The organism is Streptomyces sp. NPDC059247, assembly GCF_042754005.1.
Taxonomy (GTDB): Bacteria; Actinomycetota; Actinomycetes; order Streptomycetales; family Streptomycetaceae; genus Streptomyces.
Window position 1 is genome coordinate 257754 of sequence record NZ_JBHYZW010000009.1, and the last position, 21365, is coordinate 279118.

Annotated in this window: 22 protein-coding genes and 2 pseudogenes; 17 read left to right on the forward strand and 7 right to left on the reverse strand. The window is 70.9% G+C overall.

The features are described 5' to 3' along the window. The 9 genes from ACFXGN_RS19115 (at position 1) to ACFXGN_RS19155 (ending at position 6173) form a co-directional block, all read left to right on the forward strand. Positions 1-372, forward strand: coding sequence for a hypothetical protein (locus tag ACFXGN_RS19115; RefSeq protein ID WP_384860315.1), 372 nt, complete (start codon positions 1-3; stop codon positions 370-372). After that, positions 348-737, forward strand: a complete 390-nt coding sequence (locus ACFXGN_RS19120) for a hypothetical protein (protein ID WP_384860317.1) — start codon at positions 348-350, stop codon at positions 735-737. Before ACFXGN_RS19115 ends, ACFXGN_RS19120 begins: the two co-directional genes overlap by 25 nt. Positions 738-739: 2 nt before the next feature. Further along, positions 740-1249 carry a hypothetical protein gene (locus ACFXGN_RS19125; protein ID WP_384860320.1) on the forward strand — a complete coding sequence of 170 codons (510 nt, stop codon included), beginning with the start codon at positions 740-742 and terminating at the stop codon, positions 1247-1249. 2 nt (positions 1250-1251) lie between these two features. After that, positions 1252-1641, forward strand: coding sequence for a hypothetical protein (locus ACFXGN_RS19130; RefSeq protein ID WP_384860323.1), 390 nt, complete (start codon positions 1252-1254; stop codon positions 1639-1641). Beyond that, positions 1638-2009 (forward strand): hypothetical protein, encoded by a 372-nt coding sequence (locus ACFXGN_RS19135; protein WP_384860326.1) that lies wholly within the window; start codon positions 1638-1640, stop codon positions 2007-2009. The genes ACFXGN_RS19130 and ACFXGN_RS19135 overlap by 4 nt, the downstream gene beginning before the upstream one ends. Positions 2010-2182: 173 nt before the next feature. Further along, positions 2183-3901 carry a phage tail tape measure protein gene (locus ACFXGN_RS19140; protein WP_384860329.1) on the forward strand — a complete coding sequence of 573 codons (1719 nt, stop codon included), beginning with the start codon at positions 2183-2185 and terminating at the stop codon, positions 3899-3901. Further along, a complete protein-coding gene (locus ACFXGN_RS19145) occupies positions 3898-4821 on the forward strand; it encodes a hypothetical protein (RefSeq protein ID WP_384860332.1) in 924 nt (307 codons plus the stop codon). Before ACFXGN_RS19140 ends, ACFXGN_RS19145 begins: the two co-directional genes overlap by 4 nt. Continuing rightward, positions 4818-5966: a hypothetical protein gene (locus ACFXGN_RS19150; protein WP_384860334.1), complete on the forward strand. Its 1149-nt coding sequence runs from the start codon at positions 4818-4820 to the stop codon at positions 5964-5966. Before ACFXGN_RS19145 ends, ACFXGN_RS19150 begins: the two co-directional genes overlap by 4 nt. 21 nt (positions 5967-5987) lie before the next feature. Then, entirely contained in the window at positions 5988-6173 is a 186-nt protein-coding gene (locus ACFXGN_RS19155; RefSeq protein ID WP_384860337.1) for a hypothetical protein, read from the forward strand. A 56-nt stretch (positions 6174-6229) separates the two neighbouring features. Here the strand turns inward: ACFXGN_RS19155 and ACFXGN_RS19160 are convergent, their stop codons facing one another. Together ACFXGN_RS19160 and ACFXGN_RS19165 are read right to left on the reverse strand one after the other, a co-directional pair. Next, a complete protein-coding gene (locus tag ACFXGN_RS19160; protein ID WP_384860340.1) occupies positions 6230-6424 on the reverse strand; it encodes a DUF397 domain-containing protein in 195 nt (64 codons plus the stop codon). Continuing rightward, on the reverse strand, positions 6411-7253 hold the full coding sequence (locus tag ACFXGN_RS19165) for a helix-turn-helix transcriptional regulator (RefSeq protein WP_384860343.1): 843 nt from the start codon (positions 7251-7253) through the stop codon (positions 6411-6413). The genes ACFXGN_RS19160 and ACFXGN_RS19165 overlap by 14 nt, the downstream gene beginning before the upstream one ends. A gap of 103 nt (positions 7254-7356) precedes the next feature. On the opposite strand from ACFXGN_RS19165, the gene ACFXGN_RS19170 reads away from it, so the two are divergent. The 4 genes and pseudogenes from ACFXGN_RS19170 to ACFXGN_RS19185 all read left to right on the forward strand — a co-directional run bounded on the left by ACFXGN_RS19170 (position 7357) and on the right by ACFXGN_RS19185 (position 10830). Then, positions 7357-7578 (forward strand): hypothetical protein, encoded by a 222-nt coding sequence (locus tag ACFXGN_RS19170; protein WP_384860346.1) that lies wholly within the window; start codon positions 7357-7359, stop codon positions 7576-7578. Beyond that, complete coding sequence (locus tag ACFXGN_RS19175) at positions 7575-7700, forward strand: hypothetical protein (protein ID WP_384860349.1); 126 nt, start codon at positions 7575-7577, stop codon at positions 7698-7700. The genes ACFXGN_RS19170 and ACFXGN_RS19175 overlap by 4 nt, the downstream gene beginning before the upstream one ends. A gap of 691 nt (positions 7701-8391) precedes the next feature. After that, positions 8392-9306, forward strand: a pseudogene (locus ACFXGN_RS19180) (amino acid permease); the annotation flags it as partial. 114 nt (positions 9307-9420) lie between these two features. Beyond that, positions 9421-10830, forward strand: coding sequence for an amino acid permease (locus ACFXGN_RS19185; RefSeq protein ID WP_384860352.1), 1410 nt, complete (start codon positions 9421-9423; stop codon positions 10828-10830). 324 nt (positions 10831-11154) lie between these two features. Here the strand turns inward: ACFXGN_RS19185 and ACFXGN_RS19190 are convergent. Both ACFXGN_RS19190 and ACFXGN_RS19195 read right to left on the reverse strand, forming a co-directional pair. Beyond that, positions 11155-11358, reverse strand: a pseudogene (locus ACFXGN_RS19190) (helix-turn-helix domain-containing protein); the annotation flags it as partial. A gap of 59 nt (positions 11359-11417) precedes the next feature. Further along, on the reverse strand, positions 11418-12071 hold the full coding sequence (locus ACFXGN_RS19195; protein ID WP_384860355.1) for an HAD-IA family hydrolase: 654 nt from the start codon (positions 12069-12071) through the stop codon (positions 11418-11420). 404 nt (positions 12072-12475) lie between these two features. On the opposite strand from ACFXGN_RS19195, the gene ACFXGN_RS19200 reads away from it, so the two are divergent. Then, positions 12476-13120, forward strand: coding sequence for a superoxide dismutase (locus ACFXGN_RS19200; RefSeq protein WP_351791942.1), 645 nt, complete (start codon positions 12476-12478; stop codon positions 13118-13120). Positions 13121-13284: 164 nt separating this feature from the next. Here ACFXGN_RS19200 and ACFXGN_RS19205 read toward each other — a convergent pair whose 3' ends face one another. After that, positions 13285-13920, reverse strand: coding sequence for a DsbA family protein (locus tag ACFXGN_RS19205; RefSeq protein WP_384860358.1), 636 nt, complete (start codon positions 13918-13920; stop codon positions 13285-13287). Between the two features lie 148 nt (positions 13921-14068). On the opposite strand from ACFXGN_RS19205, the gene pepN reads away from it, so the two are divergent. Together pepN and ACFXGN_RS19215 are read left to right on the forward strand one after the other, a co-directional pair. Next, complete coding sequence (gene pepN, locus ACFXGN_RS19210; protein ID WP_384860360.1) at positions 14069-16615, forward strand: aminopeptidase N; 2547 nt, start codon at positions 14069-14071, stop codon at positions 16613-16615. Positions 16616-16959: 344 nt separating this feature from the next. Then, entirely contained in the window at positions 16960-17964 is a 1005-nt protein-coding gene (locus ACFXGN_RS19215) for a hypothetical protein (protein WP_384860363.1), read from the forward strand. Between the two features lie 4 nt (positions 17965-17968). Here the strand turns inward: ACFXGN_RS19215 and ACFXGN_RS19220 are convergent, their stop codons facing one another. Together ACFXGN_RS19220 and ACFXGN_RS19225 are read right to left on the reverse strand one after the other, a co-directional pair. Next, positions 17969-19129, reverse strand: a complete 1161-nt coding sequence (locus tag ACFXGN_RS19220) for a serine hydrolase domain-containing protein (protein WP_384860366.1) — start codon at positions 19127-19129, stop codon at positions 17969-17971. 143 nt (positions 19130-19272) lie between these two features. Further along, on the reverse strand, positions 19273-19740 hold the full coding sequence (locus tag ACFXGN_RS19225) for an NUDIX hydrolase (RefSeq protein ID WP_384860368.1): 468 nt from the start codon (positions 19738-19740) through the stop codon (positions 19273-19275). 466 nt (positions 19741-20206) lie between these two features. Here ACFXGN_RS19225 and ACFXGN_RS19230 point away from each other — a divergent pair, with 466 nt between their 5' ends. Continuing rightward, positions 20207-21223: an aspartate-semialdehyde dehydrogenase gene (locus ACFXGN_RS19230; protein WP_384860371.1), complete on the forward strand. Its 1017-nt coding sequence runs from the start codon at positions 20207-20209 to the stop codon at positions 21221-21223. Positions 21224-21365 lie beyond the last annotated feature (142 nt).

Sequence of the window (21365 nt, forward strand, 5' to 3'; positions counted from 1 at the left end):
ATGCCCCGGGAAGTCACCGCCCAAGAGGTGGCCGACGTGATCGGCATCGAGCCGCCCGCCGCCGGGACGGCCGACGCGGTATGGCTCGCGCGCGCCGTCGCCGCCGTCAACACCGCCGCGCCGCGCACCGTGCCCCGGCTCCGGCTCCTCGATGCGCCGCCCCCGCCGCCGCCCCCCGACCCGCCCCCGGACTGGCCGGACGACATCCGCGCCGCGCTCCTCATGCAGGCGCAACGGCTCTTCGCCCGCCGGTCCTCGCCCACCGGGGTCGCCGCCTACACCGACACCGGGCCCGCCTACGTCGCCCGCTGGGACCCCGACATCGAACGGCTCCTCGAAATCGGCTCATGGGCACCCCCTCAGGCCGGGTGACGGCCGACATGATCACCGAGGACATGGAAGCCCTCGCGGCGCTGATCCGGCCCGGGGTCGACCGGCCCGTCACCACCGACCCCCGCAACCTCGCCGTGCCGTGCGTGCTCGTCGAGCCGCCCCGGCTCGCCCCCGCCGACACCCTGTGCGGCGACACCCGCGCCCGGTACTCCGTCCTGGTGGTCGGGCTCCCCGGGGCCCGCGCCGAGCTGGAGCCCCTGGCCGTCCTCCTGGCCGCCGTCCTGACCGCGCTGGACGCCGCGTCCCTCCCCTGGCTCCTGGCCGAGCCGGTCGCCTACTACCCCCTCGCCGCCGCGCAGTCCGTCGAGCCGTCACAGGCGTACCGCGTGCAGATCGGAGAGTGACCGTGAGCACCCCGATACCCCCCACCGCGACCCGCGTCCGCAAAGGTGCCTTCTCCCTTCAGGCGGACTCCGCGCCGACGCCGACACCCTTCTCCTGTCAGCCCACTGCGGTCGCCCTGTCCCCGGAAGCAGGGGACAAGGGCGACGCCGTGGAGGTGCTGTGCGGTCAGGTCATCGACGGGGAAGTGTCCCCGACGAAGTGGACGATGAAGTTGACTTCGATCCAGTCGATCGAGGCTGAAGACGACGTCAAGACCAGCCTTGTGATGTACGCCCTGGTGCATGACGGGGAGACAGTGACTTTCGTTGTCCAGCCCTCGCCGACCGCGAAGGCATGGACCGGCAGAGTGACTGTGATCGCCCTTGCCATCGGCGGAGAGGTCGGGGGGACCCCGCCGGTCAGCGAGGCCGAGTGGCCGATGGTCGGACCGCCCGTGGAGAAGACCGACGAGGCCCCGGCCGCCGACAAGACCCCGGCCGTCAAGGCGACGCCGTCCGGCCCGGGCGCGTAGCCGTGGCCGCCGGACGCGGGACGACCGTGGTCCAGGTCGAGGGCGGGCGCGAGCTGCGCCGCCGTCTGCGCCGCATCGAGGGGGGTCTCGACGACCTGCGCGACGCGCACCGCTGGGTGGCCGACTACGTCGGCACCATGGCCCGCGCGCAAGCTCCCCGCCGTACCGGGGCGCTCGCCGCGACGGAGCGGGACTCGGGGACCCGGACGATGTCGACGGTCCGCTACGGGCGGGCGTCGGTGCCCTACGCGGGGCCCATCCACTACGGGTGGCCCGCCCGGCACATCGCCCCGACCCCCTGGGTGATCACCGCCGCGCAGGCGTCCGAGGGTGTGTGGCGCCCCCACTTCGAGACCCTGCTAGCCGAGCTAGTGGAGAGGACTCCAGGATGACCCCCGTGCCCCGTGGCACCCCGCCGCCGCCGCCCGGCGCCCCGGCCCCGCCGCCCTTCGGCTGGATCGTCGATCCGCTCGGGCTCACCCGCGACGAGATCGCCGCTTTCTGCGCCGCCGCCGGGGTCCCCTCCCTCTCCGACGTCGAGTCCACGGCGCTCCCGGGCCTGGTGGCCGTCGCCTACGCCCGCCGCCACGACCCGGACGCCTATCCGTGGTCGGCCGCCGGACGCATCCCGCTCGCGGACCTCACCCCCGACGACGACGCCCCCGACGCCGAGGCGGAAGAAGCCGCCTACGCCGAGGAACGGACGGCCGCCGTCCTCGCCGGGGAGGACGCGCCGCTCCCCCCGCTCTTCGCGGACTGACCGGCGCGGACGTCGTGCTCGCCCGAGCGTGGCGGATCAGTCCGGCGGATGTGCGGCGCTGCACGCTGCGCGAGATCGCCGCCATGTGGGCTCTGCTCGACATCGAGGCAGCGCACCGACAGAAGTGAACCCCGGGCCCCGGCCCCGCGGAATTCACTCACCGTTTGGGGGGCGTGACTGAGAGCGAGGGACCCATGGGGCGCCCCGCGAACCTCCGGATCAACATCACGTCGGACAGTCGGCAGGCTCAGGCCGACGTGGCGCAGACGACCAGCCGCGTCGGCGGAGCGCTCGACAAGCTCAAGACCGCCGGTCCCGGCATGGCCGCCGGAGCCGCCCTCGCCATTGGCGCGGCCATCGTCCAGGGCATCGGGGAAGCCCTCGCCCAAGGGAAGATCGCGGCGAAGCTCGGGGCCCAGCTCGGCGCCACCCCGGCCGAGGCGCAGCGGTACGGGAAGGTGGCCGGGAAGCTCTTCACCGAGGGCATCACGGACGACTTCCAGGGCGCCGCCGATGCCATCAAGGCGACGATGAGTGCGGGGCTTCTGCCGACCGGCGCGACCGAAGCGCAGGTCAAGAAGATCGCCACCAAGGTCAGTGACCTGTCGTCGACGTTCGAGCAGGACTCCTCACAGGTTGCGCGGGCCGTCGCGCAGATGGTCAAGACCGGTATGGCGGACTCCTCTGAGCAGGCGTTCGACATCCTGACCCGGGGTTTCCAGTCCGGGAACAACGCGGCTGACGACTTGCTCGACACGTACAGCGAGTACTCGACTCAGTTCCGCAAACTGGGGCTCGACGGGTCACAGGCCATGGGTCTGATCACCCAGGGGCTCGCCGGGGGCGCCACGTCGGCGGACCTGGTGGCCGACTCCCTCAAGGAACTGTCCATCCGAGTCGTGGACGGCAGCAAGACCACCGCCGACGGATTCAAGGCGATCGGGCTGAACGCCGACGACATGGCCGCCCGCTTCGGCAAGGGCGGGAAGACCGCCGCCGAAGCCCTGGACCTGACCATGGACCGGCTCTCGTCCATGCCCGACCCCGTGGCCAAGGCACAAGCTCAAGTCGCTCTCTTCGGGACCCAGAGCGAGGACTTGGGCCGCGCGCTGGACTCGATGGACCCCTCATACGCCACGAAGGCACTGGGGGAGGTGGGGGGCGCCGCCGACAAGATGGGCAAGTCCCTCCGGGACAACGCGAGTTCGAGGATCGAGCAGTTCCAGCGGGGCGCCCAACAGGCCCTGGTGGACTTCATCGGAGCGAAGGTGCTCCCGATGCTCGACAGGTTCGTCGAGTTCTGGCGGAAGTACTTGTCACCGGTCGTTCAGTTCTACGTCCAGCTCCTCCGCAACCACTTGCAGCCCGTTATGGACGCCGTCCGGCAGGGGTTCGACAAGGTCCGCAAGGCGTTCGAGGAGAACCGCGCCAAGCTGCAACCGCTGATCGACGCGTTCAAGAAGTACCTGCTTCCCGCGCTCGTGTCGGTCAGTGAGTGGGTCGGCAAGCTCGCGGGGAAGGTCGTCGGCGTCCTGTTCGACGCGCTCGCGGGGACCGTCGACCTGGTCGCGGATGTGGTCGACGGATTCGTCAAGCTCGTCCGCTGGGTGAAGGACGCCATCAACTGGCTGGGGCGGCTGAAAGCCCCATCGTGGCTGTCCTCGATCGGGGATTTCATGGGCACCTTCTCCCTCGCCACCGAGGCACCCGCCGCCGCCGTCGCCGCCGCGCCCCGGGCCGCCACCGTCCGGACATGGGCCCGCTCCATCGCCGTCCCCGTCTCCGTGACCGTGGTCATCGACGGCGAGCAGCTACAGGGCCGGATCACCCGCACCGTCTCCGGGGCGCTCCAGGCCGAAGGCGCCCGCTACCTCGCAGGGGGGTGGGCATGATGGCCGTCACGCTCGACGCGGTGTCCAAGGCCGCCGACAAGGGGTACGGCAACTTCACCTTCGAAATCCGGACCGACCCGGCCGCCCCTGTCGGCACCGCGTACGCGCTCGTACCGAACTCCGGCGCGGGCACGGTCCGGGGCACGCTCGATGCGGCCGGAGCCGCGCTCGTGGACTCGGTCCGGCGGATCTCCGCCGGGGCGAAGACCGCCACGGTCACCGTGACCGGGCACGGCGAGGCGTCCGCCCCGTGGACCATGGAAGCGCTCGCGTGGGAGACCTTCACCCAGGACCGCCGGACGCTCGCCGTCACGGGGAAGTGGTGCGTGTCCGGGGGCGCCCCGGGGACGACGACAGCAGACGCTGAGCTGGACTGGGGCGACGGAACGCCGAAGCAGGTCGGAACGATGACCGCGCCCGGCTGGACCACGGGACTGCTCCCCTTCGGCATCCACCGGTACGCGCAGACCCTCACGGACCGCACGTACACCGTGAAGCTCACCAGCGGCGCTCAGAGCGTCCAGCGGACGATCACAGTCCCTGGGACCGGACGGCCGATCCTGCGCGCCTTCGGGTCCGACACAGGGGCCGTCGCGGACGTCTGGGAGTGGGCAGAGCGAGAGTTCGTCCGGTCCACGTCCGTCCTTGCGATCGTCGGCAGCCGCGACCCGGTCGTTCTCCTCGATGAGCTGCGCCGTCCGTCCAGCACCCTGACGCTCCTCACCCGCACCCAGGGAGAGGCGTGGGTCATGCTCCAGACCCTCTACCTGCGCGAGCCACTCCAGCTCCTCACCCCGTGCGCCGACGTCCCCACCGTGTGGCTCGTCGTGCTCGGGGTCACCGAGCGGCGCGTGACGAACTCCAGCTCCGACCACCGGCGCGGGTGGGATCTCCAGGTCCAGGAGGTGAAAGCCCCGTGAGACCTGTCAGCGACCGGTGGGCCGCGACCATCGCCAGCTCGCACGCCATCGAGACGTCCGTATTCGCCTCCCTCGGAGACGAGTTGCTCACCATGGTCCCGATCATCGGCGGGACGATCACGTACGACGTGACGGCCCGGGGGCGCCGCCGCTGTCAGATCGCCGTGCCGCTGCGGGCCGAGGGCCGGACGTGGGACCCGGGCAGCGACCCGGCGCACCCGCTCGCCGCCTACGGCCAGCGGCTCCACATCTCCACCGGGGTGAAGCACCCCGGCGGCGCCACCGAGTCCCTTGATCAGGGGCGGTTCCTGATCACTAGTACCCGCACGGACGAAGTCGAAGGCGTCGTCACCGTGACCGGCTCCGACCTCATGCAATTGATGCAGGAGTGCCGCGTCGTCGGCAATCCCTGGGGTGGCTTCGGCATCAACACGACGTATCAGGAAGTGATCGACCACCTGTCCTACGTGGGGCTCAAGAACTGGTGGGTAGAGGACCCTCAGATCTTGTTCTACTCCTTCGCCCCCGGGATGGTCGACCGGAACATCGGCGCGCCGATGGACATCCCTGAGCGGACGGACCGCATGGAGCCCCTGGAGACCCTGTGCGCCGCCTGGCCCGCCGACATGTCCGTCAACGACAGCGGGTACCTGGAGTTCCGGCCGCCGGTCACCAAGCCCGCCGCGCAGGCCGTCGCCCGGATCGCCGGGGAAGCCACCGGCACCCTGATCACACGAGGCCGCACCCAGGCCCGCCAGCGCGTCTACAACGACGTCATCGCCCGGGGCACCGACCCCGCCACCGGAGAACAACGGGCACTCGGCATCGCCAACAAAGCGACGGGCCCCCTGAGCATCTTCGGCCCGTACGGCTGGATCACCCGCTGGTACGACTCCCCGCTCCTCACCACCAACGCGCAGGCTCAGAAGACCGCTCAGACGCTGCTCGCCCGGGGCCTCCTCTACGCCCTGACCGAAGAAGTCACCGCCGTTCCGAACCCGGCCCTGGAGCTGAACGACACGGTCGACGTCGTCACCGCGACCGGCGGCACGTTCCGGGGCCTCATCTCTTCCATCACGCTCCCCCTGTCCGCGTCCGGCGGACCCATGACCCTCACCGTCACCACAGAGACCGGAGACACCTAGATGCCCACCCTGGCCCAAGCCATGCAGACGACCCCCGCGCCCCGGCCGCCGTTCTCCCTCATGGCCATCTCATCCGCAACCGCCGCCACGATCACCACCCCGCTCGGGCCCATCGTCAACGCCACCGGGGTCACACCGACCGGCGGGCACGCCATCGTCGTCACCATCGACGGCACCCCCTACGCCATCGGATGGAAACGCCCCTGACGAAAGAGGGGGCGCCCGGCACACGACCGACCGCCCCCCCAACTCGCCTGCACTGCTTAGGAGTTGAGATCACCTACGAACACAGTCCACGCCGACGCGCCGACCACCACGACCGGGCCGTCAGTCACCTTCGAATCCCGCACCGGGACGACGCCCGGGAAGCCGTCCGCAACCTCTACACAGTCGCCGTTGCTCCCGCCGCTGTATCCGCTCTTCCGCCACTCAGCCGCGCTCAGGTCAAGCTTGTTCATGTCGTTCGTGCTCCTCCGCCGATGCATCAAGTAGAGCGAGAGACTGACCCACTGGGAGAGCTTCGCTCAGTGCCAAATCGTAGGACGTCTGGCACTCCACTACTACCTCCGGCTCGTCCAGCACGCGCCCCGTGTGGAGCCCTTCCACGTAGGCCACCGGCGGGTCCTCGGCGAACCGCAAGAGGTGAACCATGCTCTCCATCAGCGCGTGCGCTCCGGACCCGAAGGGGATGACCTGGACTCGGATGCGTCGGGACCGCGCAAGCTCCGTGATGTGGCGAAGCTGCTCAGCCATCACGGCACCGCTGCCGACGCGCCGCCGCACAACCGCTTCATCCAGGAGAACCCACACTTCCGGTCCAGAAGGGTCACGGAGTATCCGCGATCGGTCGATTCGCTTCTGAACCTTGGCCCCCACAATCTCGCTTGTGGGGTTGACAGTGAACGCTTCGAAGACCGCCGTGGCGTATGCAGGGGTCTGCAACAGGCCAGGGACCAGCGTGGGCCCGAACAGCCTTAGCGACGTGGCTACTTTCTCCAACTGGGACGCTGCGTCGAAGTGATCAGCAAAGCGGTTCTCTTCCAGCTCAATACGCCAGCGAGTGAAGAAGCCGTCAGCTCCGAGAGCTACGTCAATCCGTTGGGTGTCCTCGATGCAGGGGCGCCGCCGTCCCCCCTCGAAGTGCCCAATCATATTGGGCGATACCTTGACGATCCTAGCCAAAGCAGTCTGCGTCAGACCGGCTTGTTCGCGCCTGCGCGCCAGCTCCCGGCCGAAGAACTGCTGAGGCGAGAGACCCGCTCTCTCACTCTCCGTATCCATCTTCATCACATCTCCCCACAAGGTGATTTGGAGGGTTGTACCCCCTGGAACCGTAGAACCAACCGGCCGATGCTCGTACCGGAAACACCGCCGACGAGAGGCACGGCTCATGAACGAATGGCGCTTGACCCTGATCCCGAAGAAGCCGGTCACTGCGTACGCGACCGCTTGGGAAGAGATCCGCTACTCACTCCCCCTGACCCTCTCCCGCCTGGACCGCGTCCAGGCGCCCGCGCAGCTCTCCATGACCCGCCGGGAGGCCGAGGGGCTCTACGCCGACTTGGGGCGCGCCCTCGCCGCCAGTCCGCCGCTGCCCGGGGCACGCAAGTGATCTACCGCCGCGCACCGCGCACCGTTGGGCTGGCCGCTGACTGGCTCGCCGCCGCCGCTGTCTTCCTCGCACTGCCCGCGCTCGTCGTCGCCCTGGCCGTCGCCGGGACGCCCGGCACCTAGGTTCCCGTCCCCGCCGGGTGAGTCGACCGGATCAGGCTCCCCCCCCTCGCATCCGCCACCCCGGCGGGGACGGGGCACTACCCGCCCCGAGCGTCTGCCTGACCTGAACAGCGACGTTCGGGGCGGTTTGCAAGATCAGCACAAAGGATCATCGCCCCCCGGCATCATGGGGTGACGACTCCCGAGAAGGGGACTGCATGTCTGATCAGTCCTTGTTCAACACGAGCGGCATCCCGGTACTCCTGGGGATGGCGGTAGTGAACCGCCCGTACTGCGTGGAGTGCGGTTCACGCCGGACGTACACGCTCGACACGCTGGACCCGTTCAAGCTCAGAATGATGCGCTCACGTCTCTGCGAGGACTGCGGACGCGTGACCTCTGCCTACATCGAGGAGAACTCGAATGCTCAGCCGAATGACGCTCCGGGCCTGGGTGCGCGTCACCCTGGGACGCACCGCCGCTGACTGCCCTGCCTGTGGGGGAAGCGGCTGGATCGGAGACCTCAACTGTCCCTCGTGCAACGGGCCGAGCTAGCCCCGTCCCTCTCACATGCCCCGCCGGGTCGTCACCCAGCGGGGCATTCCCATTTCGGGGCATTCGGCGCAAAGAGCTTGGTCTATGACACTCCGGACGCTTGGTCTATGAGCCCCCGCGCACCGCCTTGACCTGGGCGAACGCGCTTGGGTAAAAAGAGTTCTGGTTCGCCGCCCTGAAGGTCGGCGCGATCGTGCTCTTCCTGGTCCTCGGGCTGCTGGCGATCCTGGGGTGGCTGCCGGACACGGACCCGGTGGGTCTGGCGAACCTGACGGGGCAGGGCGGTTTCCTGCCGAACGGCTGGGCGGGGGTGGTCTCCGGGGTCCTCGTGGTCGTCTTCGCCTTCGGCGGTCTGGAGATCGTCACGATCGCGGCGGCGGAGTCCGACGACCCGGCGCGGAACGTGGCGCGGGCGGTGCGCAGCACGGTCTGGCGGATCCTCTTCTTCTACGTGGGCTCGGTGCTGGTCATCGTGACGCTGCTGCCGTGGACCTCGATGGAGCCGGGCGAGTCCCCCTATGTGGCGGTGCTCGACTCGATCGGGGTGCCCGGGGCGGGCCAGATCATGAACGTGGTGGTGTTCGTGGCGCTGCTGTCGGCGCTCAACGCGAACCTGTACGGCTCCTCGCGGATGGTGTTCTCGCTCGCGGAGCGGGGGGAGGCGCCGAAGGGGCTGCTGCGGATCTCGCGCGGGGGCGTGCCGCTCCGGGCGGTGCTCGCCTCGGTGGCCTTCGGGTTCGTCTCCGTCCTGCTCAATCTGAAGTGGCCGGACTCCGTCTTCCTCTACATGCTGAACGCGGTCGGCGCGGTGCTGCTGTTCGTCTGGGCGCTGATCGCGGTCTCGCAGTTGCGGCTGCGGCGCCGGATCGAGCGGGAGGCGCCCGAGACGCTGACGCTGCGGATGTGGTGCTTCCCGTGGCTGACCTGGGTGGCGCTCGCGGGGATGGCGGCGGTCCTGGTGCTGATGCTGACGGACGGGACGGCCCGGCCGCAGCTGCTGTGGTCGGCGGCGGCGACCGGGGCGGTGCTCCTGGTGGCCTGGGTGCGGGAACTGCGCACGAAACGGAACTAGACCTTCACCTTGTGTGAGGCCAGTGCCCGTATAGCGGACTCGGGTTCCCCGTGAGCGGGGTGCGTGACCAGAATGTGGGCTCTCTCCGTCTCAGCTAGTGAACAGGGTTCGCCCATGTCCCGGACCACCGCGCCCGCGCCGACCGACCGCGAGGACGGCGCGCCCGCCTCTTCGGAGGGTCTCGCGCACGGCCTCAAGCAGCGCCATCTGTCGATGATCGCCCTCGGCGGTGTCATCGGCGCCGGGCTCTTCGTCGGCTCCGGCGCGGGCATCGCCGCCGCCGGACCGTCGATCGTGATCGCCTACGCGCTCTCCGGCGTGCTGGTGATGCTCGTGATGCGGATGCTCGGCGAGATGTCCGCCGCGAACCCCGCCTCCGGCTCCTTCTCGGTGCACGCCGAGCGGGCCTTCGGACCGTGGGCGGGCTTCACCTCCGGATGGGCGTTCTGGTTCCTGCTCTGCGTGGCCGTCGGTCTGGAGGGCATCGGCGCGGCGAAGATCATGACCGGCTGGTTCCCGGGCAGCCCGGAGTGGGCCTGGGTGGCGCTGTTCATGGTGGTCTTCACGGTCACCAACCTGGCGGCGGTGAAGAACTTCGGCGAATTCGAATTCTGGTTCGCCGCCCTGAAGGTCGGCGCGATCGTCCTGTTCCTCGGCGTCGGCGTCCTCGCCGTCACCGGTCTGCTGCCCGGCACGGACTCCCCCGGCGCCGCCAACCTGACCGGCGGCGGCGGTTTCTTCCCCCAGGGCTCCGAGGGCCTGATCGTGGGCCTGCTGGCCTCCGTCTTCGCGTACGGCGGACTGGAGACGGTCACCATCGCGGCGGCCGAGTCGGAACACCCGGTCCAGGGGGTCGCCAAGGCGGTCCGCACCGCCATGTGGCGCATCGCGCTCTTCTACGTCGGCTCGATGGCGGTCATCGTCACCCTGGTGCCGTGGAGCGACCCGGCCGTGGTCGAGAAGGGCCCGTACGTCGCCGCCCTCGACCACCTCGGCATCCCGGCGGCCGGACAGATCATGAACGTGGTCGTGCTGGTCGCCCTGCTCTCCGCGATGAACGCCAACATCTACGGCGCCTCCCGGATGGCCCGCTCGCTCGTCGCGCGCGGCCAGGGCCCGAAGGCCCTCGGCCGCACGACCGGCGGCGTCCCCCGCCCGGCGGTGCTGGCCTCCTCCGTCTTCGGCTTCGGCTGTGTGCTGCTGAGCTACTGGCGCCCGGACGACATCTTCCTCTGGCTGCTCAACATGATCGGCGCGGTCATCCTGGTCGTCTGGTTCTTCATCGCCGCCTCCCAGCTGGTGCTGCGCCGCCGCACCGAACGCGAGGCGCCCGAGAAGCTGGTCGTGCGGATGTGGGCCTTCCCGGTGCTGACCTGGGTGGCGCTCGCGGGCATGGCGGCGATCTTCGTCCTGATGGCCCGCGAGGAGGGCACCCGGACACAGCTGTACGGGACGGGCGCCCTGACGCTCCTGCTCGCCGCCGTCGGCTTCACCCGCCAACGGACGGCGTCCCGCCGGGGCTGACCCCGCACGCCTTTCCCGTACGTACGGGCCGACACCCGTGTACGCACGGGCCGACGCCCGCCCCCGAGGAACCCCGGACCGCCCGCCCCGGTCCGGGGTTCCTCGGCGTCCGGGGGTGCCGAGCTCGGTGTACCGGCCTCCCCAGTACGCGGCGTCCGCGCGACGGACGATGGCGCGGAGCTCTTCGACGGTGCCCGGCTCGACCTCGGCGGGGATGCCGATGGCCGCGTCATGGGTGGCTGCGGAGACCAGGCGTAGCGCGGCCCGCTCGTCGCGGTCCATGGACCGCCGTGGGGCCTGCTGGCCGAGGAGCACGGCGATGTCCGTGCCGAGCGCGTCGGCGATCGACAGCAGGGACGGCAGGGAAGCCGTTCCGCCGCGTTCGAGCTTGCGGACCACGCCGACGGACACGCCGGCCACCTCCGCCAACTGCTCCTGCGTCATGCCGCCGCGCAGCGCCTTCAAACGCTCAGAGGTGGTGCACTCCGACCACTGCATGATCCAGAACCTCCGCGCGATCGGCCCCATACGGACAGTACTGGCTGGAACGGTGGAGCCGACAGCCTTTGATCAGACCGCAGTTGGGTTCAAGCGGCGAGCACCGCCGTGACACCGAGGAGGGCCTCCAGCTCGGTCACGGCCTCATCCTCGTCCGTGACGTGGACCGTGGCGATGCCCAGCTCGGCGGCTGGTGGAAGGTTCACCGCGTGATCGTCCACGAACACGCACCGCTCGGCGGGCAGCCCGATCCGCTCCAGGGCGAGTTCGTAGATCGCCGGATCGGGCTTCGCCATGCCGACCAGCTCGGAGACGACGTGCGCGTCGAACAGGTCCCAGATGCCGACGTGTTCGTACGGGTCGAACGGGTCGAGACCGAAGCTGTTGGACAGCAGAGCAAGCCGGTGGCCTGCGGCACGCGCGGCACGCGCGAGCGCGACCATCCGACGGGCCACGGGCACCCCGGCCCAGGCCCGCCCCATCAGGTTCACCGGATCCACATGCGCACCCAACAGTGGCGCCGTGCCCTCGTTCCACTCGGCCTGCCCGATCTCCCCGATCTCCAGAGCCGCGTACAGCCGTCGGCCCTCAGGGTGATCGTTGAGAGTGCTGCGCCACGCGCCCGGAGCCAGCCCTTCCGACACGCACCAGGCACGGTGGACATCGATCGGGCTGGCGGTAAGCACCCCGGCGAAGTCGAGGATCAGGCCGCGCCCGTCGGCGACATCAGTCCTGTGCGGCATCCGGCGATCGTTCCTTCCCTGATGGGTTCTCCCCGGCGACGCTACCGCGCATCGACCACCTGGACGGGCAAAACCTCCCTCACCCATTCGCGCGAGCACCTGGCGTCCCGCCTGAAGGAACACCTGGACTGAGGGACGCGCGATGGAGGCCGCTTGTCCGCGTGCTCGACGATCAGATGAGCGGAGCCCGCCCCCCGGACCGGTCCACCAGCGACCTCGCCCTGATCACCAGCCTCCTCTCATCATCCGGGGCTCCTCCCCGTCCGGGAGGCGGGGCCGGAGGTGGAGGGTGGGGGCGACACGGGACCTAGGACGAAGGGCTGATCAACAAGAAGGGCACCTACTGTTAGCCTGCACCTGCATATAAGTTGCAATAAGCAGGAGCAGTCGAAGGGGCCGGGCACATGGCGATCTACACACTTCCTGAGCTGCCGTACGACTACGCGGCGCTGGAGCCGGTGATCAATCCGCAGATCATCGAGCTGCACCACGACAAGCACCACGCCGCGTACGTCAAGGGCGCGAACGACACCCTGGAGCAGCTGGAGGAGGCCCGCGACAAGGACCAGTGGGGCGCGATCAACGGCCTGGAGAAGAACCTGGCGTTCCACCTCTCCGGCCACATCCTCCACTCCATCTACTGGAACAACATGAACAGCCCGAAGGAGGGCGGCGGCGGCGAGCCGCTGGCCGCCGACGGCATCGGCGACCTCGCGGACGCGATCACCGAGTCCTTCGGCTCCTTCGCCAAGTTCAAGGCCCAGCTGACCAAGGCCTCCGCGACCACCCAGGGCTCCGGCTGGGGCGTCCTCGCGTACGAGCCGATCAGTGGCCGCCTCATCGTCGAGCAGGTCTACGACCACCAGGGCAACGTCGGCCAGGGCTCCGTCCCGGTCCTCGTCTTCGACGCCTGGGAGCACGCCTTCTACCTCCAGTACAAGAACCAGAAGGTCGACTTCATCGACGCCATGTGGCAGGTCGTCAACTGGCAGGACGTGAGCAAGCGCTACCACGCCGCCAAGGCCTCCGTACCGCTGATCTCCTTCTGATCCGGTCCCCCTGACCGGTCTCCTTCCGGTCCGGGCCCCACGGGGCTCCCCCGCACGTCCTGCTCGTGATCGTCTTCTCAGCCTTCACCTGCGGACGGAACGAAGAAGAACCCCCGCGATGACCTGAATCGCGGGGGTTCTTCCGTTCCGTCACCGGGACCGGCTCACTCGAAGCTGGGGTCCGCCGTCCGGGTGCGCTTGATCTCGTAGAAGCCGGGCGTGGACGCCACGAGCAGCGTGCCGTCCCACAGCCGGGCCGCCGCCTCGCCGCGCGGGGTCGGGGTGACGACCGGGCCGAAGAAGGCGACCTCGTCGCCGTCCGGACCCGGCACCGCGACGACCGGGGTGCCGACGTCCTGGCCGACCTTGTCGATGCCCTCCTTGTGGGAGGCGCGCAGCTCGGTGTCGTAGGTGTCCTGGTCCGCGAAGTCCGCGAGGTCCTCGGGCAGACCGGCGTCCTTCAGGGCGCCCACGATCGCCTCGCGGGTCGGGCCCTCGCCGTTGTTGTGGAAACGGGTGCCGAGCGCCGTGTACAGCTTGCCGACGACCTCGTCGCCGTGCAGCCGCTGGGCCGCCATGACCACCCGGACCGGGCCCCACGCCTGGGTCTCCAGCATCTCGCGGTACTCGGCGGGCACCTCGTCCAGCCGGTCCTCGTTCAGGACGGCCAGGCTCATGACCTTCCAGCGCACGTCCACCGGGCGCACCTTCTCGACCTCCAGCATCCAGCGGGAGGTCATCCAGGCCCACGGGCACAGCGGATCGAAGAAGAAATCGGCGGTGGTCCTGCTCTCGGACATGTCGCTCCTCGGTGGGCCGTCGGAATTTCGGCGGGTGGTGCGCCGAAAGGAGGGAACCCCGGGACGCCCGGAGGCATTCCCGTGTCCCGGGCGACAGCAGCACATGGGAGAATCGCCACTGTTTCGAACGCGCCACGAAGGAGTGACCGTGCCCGGTGAGAATCTGTCCCGCGACGAGGCCCACGAGCGGGCGGCGCTGCTGTCCGTCGACGGGTACGAGGTCGTCCTCGACCTCCGCTCGGCGGTCGGCGACTCGGCCGAGGAGGTGCGCACCTTCCGCTCGGAGACCACGATCCGCTTCCGCCGCACCGGCGACGGCACGAGCACCTTCGTCGACCTGATCGCCCCGTCGGTGACCTCGGTCACCCTCAACGGGCGCGCCCTCGACCCGGCGACCGTCTTCGACGGCTCCCGGATCGCGCTCGACGGCCTCGCCGACGAGAACGTCCTGGTGGTGGACGCCCGCTGCGCCTACAGCCGCACCGGCGAGGGGATGCACCGCTTCGTCGACCCGGAGGACGGCGAGGTCTACCTCTACACGCAGTACGAGCCCGCCGACGCCCGCCGGGTGTACGCGAACTTCGAGCAGCCCGACCTCAAGGCCCCGTACCGCTTCTCGGTGACCGCGCCCGAGGAGTGGACGGTCTGGTCGAACGGCGCGGGCGAGCGGGACGCCGAGGGCGTGTGGCGGTTCGCCGAGACCGCGCCGATCTCCACGTACATCACCTGTGTCGTGGCCGGTCCCTACCACTACGTGACGGACAGCTACACCCGTGGCGAGCTGGAGATCCCGCTCGGCGCGATGTGCCGGAAGTCCCTCGCGAAGCACTTCGACGCGGACGACGTCTTCCTGATCACCAAGCAGGGCTTCGACTTCTTCCACGACAACTTCGACTACCCGTACCCCTTCGGGAAGTACGACCAGGCCTTCGTCCCCGAGTACAACCTCGGCGCGATGGAGAACCCGGGCATGGTGACCTTCCGCGAGGAGTACATCTACCGGGGCAAGGTCACCCAGGCCGCGTACGAGAGCCGGGCCAACGTCATCCTCCACGAGATGGCGCACATGTGGTTCGGCGACCTCGTCACCATGGTGTGGTGGGACGACCTGTGGCTCAAGGAGTCCTTCGCCGACTTCATGGGCTCCTTCGTGAACGCCGAGGCCACCCGCTTCAGCGACAGCTGGGTGACCTTCGCCAACAACCGCAAGGCCTGGGCCTACCGCGCCGACCAGCTGCCGTCCACCCACCCGATCACGGCCGACATCCGTGACCTGGAGGACGCCAAGCTCAACTTCGACGGCATCACGTACGCCAAGGGCGCCTCGGTGCTCAAGCAGCTCGTCGCCTACGCCGGCCGGGACGCCTTCCTGGAGGGCTCCCGCCGCTACTTCAAGCGCCACGCCTTCGGGAACACCCGGCTCGCCGACCTCCTCACGATCCTGGAGGAGACCTCCGGGCGGGACATGCGGTCCTGGGCCAAGTCCTGGCTCCAGACCTCCGGCGTGAACACCCTCGCCCCAGCCGTCACCCTCGACGCGGAGGGCCGGATCACCGAGCTGGCCGTCCTCCAGGAGGGCGACGAGCTGCGCCCGCACCGCGCCGCCGTCGGCCTCTACCGGCTCGTCGACGGGGAGCTCGTCCGCTACGCGCGCTCCGAGACCGACATCACCGGCGCCCGGACCGTCGTCGCCGACCTCGCGGGCGAGGAGCGGCCCGACCTGGTCCTCGTCAACGACGACGACCTCACCTACTGCAAGATCCGCTTCGACGAGGAGTCGCTCGCCACCCTGCGCGCCCACCTCGGCGACATCACCGACCCCCTGGCCCGCGCCCTGTGCTGGTCCGCGCTGTGGAACCTGACCCGCGACGGTCTGATGCCCGCCCGGGACTTCGTCTCGGTCGTGCTCGCCTTCGCGGGCCGCGAGACCGGCATCGGCGTCCTCCAGATGGTGCACGCCTGGACGAAGTCGGCCGTCACCCTCTACGCGGCCCCGGCCTGGCGCGAGGAGGGCGGGCGACTGCTCGCCGAGGGCGGACTGCGGGAGCTGCGGCTCGCGGAGCCGGGCAGTGAGCACCAGCTGACCTGGGCGCGGTTCTTCGCCGCGACGTCCTCCTCCGACGCCGACTTCCAGCTCCTCGAAGGGCTGCTCGACGGTACGGCGAAGATCGACGGGCTCGACGTCGACCAGGAGCTGCGCTGGGCGCTGCTCTCCCCGCTCGCCGCGCACGGTCGGGCGGACGAGGACCGGATCGGGGCGGAGCTGGCCCGGGACGACACCGCGACGGGCAAGCGGCACCAGGTCCGGCTGCTGGCCTCGCGGCCCTCGGCCGCCGTCAAGGCGCAGGCGTGGGCGCAGGTCGTCGAGTCCGACGCCCTGTCGAACGCGCTGGTGGAGGCGACGATCGCGGGCTTCGTCCAGCCTTCGCAGCGGGAGCTGATCGCGCCCTACGCGCAGAAGTACTTCGCGGTGATCGAGCGGCTGTGGGCCGAGCGGTCGATCCAGATCGGCATGGACGTGGTCCGGGGCCTGTTCCCGGGGCTCCAGGACGACGAGGCGACCCTCACGGCGACGGACGACTGGCTGTCGGCGCACGCGTCGGCCGCCCCGGCGCTGCGGCGGCTGGTCCTGGAGGCCCGGGACGACCTGGCGCGGGCGCTGCGCGCGCAGGAGTGCGACGGCCGGGCGGTCTGACCCCGCCTTGCCCGGAGGGGCCGGTCCGCACATGCGGACCGGCCCCTCCGGCGTGCCTGAGGCCGTGGGGCCTGGGGCCGTGGGGCCGGGGCCCGTCGGGCCAGGCGCCCGACGTCGTACGGCCAGGCGCCCCGGGGCGCCCGCCCGAGCGCCCGAGGCCGTACGGCCGGGGGTCCGGAGCCGTACGGCCGGGTGTCCGGAGCCGTCCGGTCAGGTGCCCTCATCCGTCCGGGCCGACGCTCCTCGGCGGTCGAACGTCGGTACTTTAGGGCGAGGTTGTCCTCAGTCGTCGACGGGCGTGTAACAGGGGTTAGGGGAGCCTTCGGGAGCGGAAGACCCCCGGCATGAACCACGACACCCCCCTCACTCCCCGCCCGCTCCCCCTCTCCTCGCGCACCGGACGGACGCAACGGCTCGCTTCCGCCGCCCAGTTGAGGGCCCTGGGCATTCCCGCCGGGGAGGTCGCCGCCCGCTGCCGCCCCGGCGGCTGGCAGCAGTTGCTGCCCGGTGTCTTCCTGCTCCAGCCGGGCCCGCCCACCAGCGAGGACCGGCTCCGCGCCGCCCTGCTCTACGCCCGCAGGGCCGGGACCGTACCGCCCCGGGCCCCGGACGCGATGATCACCGGGCTCGCCGCGCTCACCCTGCACGGCTTCGCCTCCGCTCCCCCGCTCACCGCCCTGGAGCGGATCGACGTCCTCGTGCCGCGCACCCGGCGGCTGCGCTCGACCGGCTGGGTGCGGGTCGTGCGCGCCGCCGAGACCCCGGAGCCGCTGGAGCTGACCGGCGTCCCCGTCGCCCCGGTGGCCCGCGCGGTCGCCGACGCGGTGTCCGGCCTGTCGGACGCGGAGGCCGTACGGCACCTCCTGACCGAGGCCGTGCGCGGCGGCCACTGCGAACCGGGCCCGGTGGTGCGCGAGTTGAACCGGGCCCGGCTGCTGACCCGGCCGCACGTGGTGGACGCGGTGGACACGTTGCTCACCGAGGGGCGGTCGCGGTCCGAGGAGCGCCTGTACGCGATGGTGCGGGAGTTCGGCCTGCCGGACCCGCTGTGGGACGTGGATCTGCGGCTGCCGGGCGGTCCGCACCTGGGCGGGGTGGACGCCTACTGGCCCGACCAGGCGGTCGCGGTGGAGCTGGACACCCGGGCGCCCCGGCAGGACGACGACGCGCTGTGGTCCGAGTACACCCGCAAGCGGGAGCACCTGGAGCGGCTCGGCGTCACGGTGGTCCATCTGACCCCGCGCAAGCTGCGCGAGGCGATGGACCAGCAGGCCACCGTGGTGCGTACGGCCCTGATGGCCGCGTCCGAGCGGCATCCCGCCGCGTGGATCGTCGTCCTGCCCCGGTGACCGGTCAGGCCTTCGAAGCGGTGCCGCAGAACTCGGCCTCCAGGACGGCCTGGCTGTCGCCCGTCCAGTCGGCGTTGAAGTTCATCGCCAGCGAGTGCCGCCCGTCCTTGCTGACCACGGCTTCGGAGGAGGAGCCGTGGATGCCGCCGCCGTGGCCCCAGACCTCCTTGCCGCAGCTGAGCTTCTGCCGCATCAGGCCGAGGCCGTAGCCCACCCCCGGGAGGTCGGCGGAGACCGGGACCGTGGTGGTCAGCTCCCGCTGCTCGGCCTTCGGGAGCAGCTTGCCGGTGATCAGGGCACGGTAGAAGGTCTGGAGGTCGCGGGCGTCGGAGATCATCTCACCGGCCGCGCCCGCGATGCTCGGGTTGAGCGTGGAGACGTCGTGGACCGGGGCGTTCACGTCCTCGGAGAGCGTGGAGTACGCCGGGCTGCTGGGCTTCGGCATGGCCGAGCGGGTCCCGGGGACGCTGGTGGAACGGAGCTTGAGGGGCTTGATGATGCGGTTCTCGACGGCCTTGCCGTAGGAACGGCCCGTGACCTTCTCGATGACCATGCCCGCGAGGACGAAGTTGGTGTTGGAGTAGTTCCAGCCCGCGCCGGGGGCGAAGTCCGGCTGGTGCGCCATGGCGACGGAGACGAGCTGCCCCGGGGTCCAGGTGTCGTAGCGGTGCTCCAGGAAGCCGGGGCCGAAGACCTTCCGCTGGAAGGCCGGGTCGCTGGTGTAGCTGTAGATGCCGCTGGTGTGGTTGAGCAGCTGCCGGACGGTGATCTTCCGGCCGTCGTGGCCGTTGCCCCGGACGACGCCGGGGAGCCACTTCTCGACCGGGTCGTCGAGGTCGATCCGGTTCTCGGCCTGGAGCTGGAGGAGGACGGTGGAGGTGAAGGTCTTGGTGATGGAGCCGACCCGGAAGCGGTCGTCGCCGCCGCGCTCGCCCGCGGTGCCGGTCCAGGAGGAGCGTCCGTCGCGGGCCTGGGCGACGGCGCCGGGCACTCCCGCGTCGACCGCGTCCTGGAGCGCCCGCTGGGTGGCGGTGTGGCCACCCTTCACCGGAGCGGCCGGGGCGGCGGGTGCGGCGGCGAACGCGGGGGCGGCCAGGGCCGTGGCCGCCACCCCCGCGGCCAGGACGGTGGCGAGGACGGTACGGGTGGTGCGTACGGCGGTCATGCGGGCTCCCCTGAGGCTGTCGTGCGTGGAGTGCGGTCACGGGGGAGGACCTCGGGGCGGGGCGGGAGGGTTGAGCGGGGGTGGGACGGTTGAGTGTGTTTCGGCCGTTCGGCCCAAGGGGCGCTCCGGCGGGCCCCGCGGGGTCAGACGTCCTGCTGTCCGGTGAGCCGGGAGCGGCCCACCGGGGGCCGTTCCCGCCAGAGGTCGAGGCCGATGTCGACGAGGGCGACCCGGGTCAGTCCGGGGACGGCGGCGAGGGGGTGCCAGGCGGCCCGGTCGGTGGAGCCGCCCGTCTCGTGGCGCAGCTCACCGCCGGTGATCCGGGCCTCGTAGACGATCCGCAGCCCCTGGAAGTCGCCGGGGGCGCGGAGGCGGCGGGGCCGGTTCCTGCGGATCGAGTCGATGCCGAGGAGGGCGGTGGGTTCGGCGAGGTAGCCGGTCTCCTCCTCGACCTCCCGGACCACGGTCCGCACCGGTTCCTCGCCGTGGTCCATGCCGCCGCCGGGCAGGGTCCACCGTTTCGTGCCGTCCCTGGCCACCCAGCGGGCCAGCAGCACCTCACCGTCGCGGACACACACGGCGTAGGCCGCCACCCTCAGGTCCTGCCTCATGGGACGAGGTTAGGGCCCGGTCGCGGGACGGGCGCGGTCCGTGCCGCGGGCGGTTCCTGGCGGGCGGCGGAGGGCCCGGCGCGGGCGGCGGCGAGACGGCCGATAAACGCCCAGGAGGGGGCGGCCGGGGGGTGACGCTCGCCACCCCGGAGCCGGTGGCCACGGTTCCGGCGGCGGACGGCGGTCCGTCGGGCGGGGACGACCCGGGGAGGACCGGGGGCCATCCGGGGAGGACCGGGGGGCGATCCGAGGGGGCAACCGGGGCGATCCGGGGGGCGACCGGGGGCGAGGGCCCGCGCCCGCCGTGCCCGTACGGAAGCGGCCCCGCCCGCGCCCGTACCACGGCGTTCCGTCCGGTGCTCGCGCTCGCCGTCCCGGCCCTTGGACAATGGATTGGACAAGGCGTACCGGGACATACGCATCATGGACCGGCAGCAGCCTGCACACACGTACGGATGGAGTCCCCGTGAAGGTCGGAATCGTCGGAGCCACCGGTCAGGTCGGCACAGTCATGCGCAAGATCCTGGCCGAGCGGAACTTCCCCCTCGACGAGCTGCGGCTCTTCGCCTCCGCCCGCTCGGCGGGCACGGTCGTGGACGGCGTCACGGTCGAGGACGCCTCGACGGCCGACTACACCGGTCTGGACATCGTCCTGTTCTCCGCGGGCGGCGCCACCTCCAAGGCCCTCGCCGAGAAGGTCGCCGCCCAGGGCGCCGTCGTGATCGACAACTCCTCCGCCTGGCGCCGCGACCCCGAGGTCCCGCTGGTCGTCTCCGAGGTCAACCCGCACGCGGTCAAGGACCGCCCCAAGGGGATCATCGCCAACCCGAACTGCACCACGATGGCCGCCATGCCGGTCCTCAAGCCGCTCCACCAGGAAGCCGGTCTGACCGCGCTGGTCGCCACCACCTACCAGGCCGTCTCCGGCTCGGGCGTCGCCGGTGTCGCCGAGCTGGACGGCCAGATCAAGGCGGTCGCCGAGGGCGCCGCCGCCCTCGCCCACGACGGCGGGGCCGTGGACTTCCCCGAGCCCGGCGTCTACAAGCGTCCGATCGCCTTCAACGTGCTGCCGCTGGCCGGGTCGATCGTCGACGACGGCTCCTTCGAGACCGACGAGGAGCAGAAGCTCCGCAACGAGTCCCGCAAGATCCTGGAGATCCCGGGGCTGAAGGTCTCCGGCACCTGCGTCCGCGTCCCGGTCTTCTCCGGCCACTCCCTCCAGATCAACGCGCGCTTCGAGCGCCCGATCGGCGTCGAGCGCGCCCTGGAGCTGCTCGGCGACGCCGAGGGCGTCGAGCTGTCCGAGATCCCGACCCCGCTCCAGGCGGCGGGCAAGGACGCCTCCTTCGTCGGCCGGATCCGGGTCGACGAGACCGTCGAGAACGGCCTCGCGCTCTTCGTCTCCAACGACAACCTGCGCAAGGGCGCGGCGCTGAACGCGGTGCAGATCGCGGAGCTGGTCGCGGCCGAGCTCAAGGGCTGAACCGTACGTCCCCCGAGGGGGGGGGGCCCCCCCCCCGGGGGGGGGGCCCCCCCGGGCCCCCGGGGGGGGGGGGGGGGCCGCCCAATGTCGCGGGCCCCCCCCCCCCGGCGGGGGAGGGGTGGGGCCCACACACACAAACACC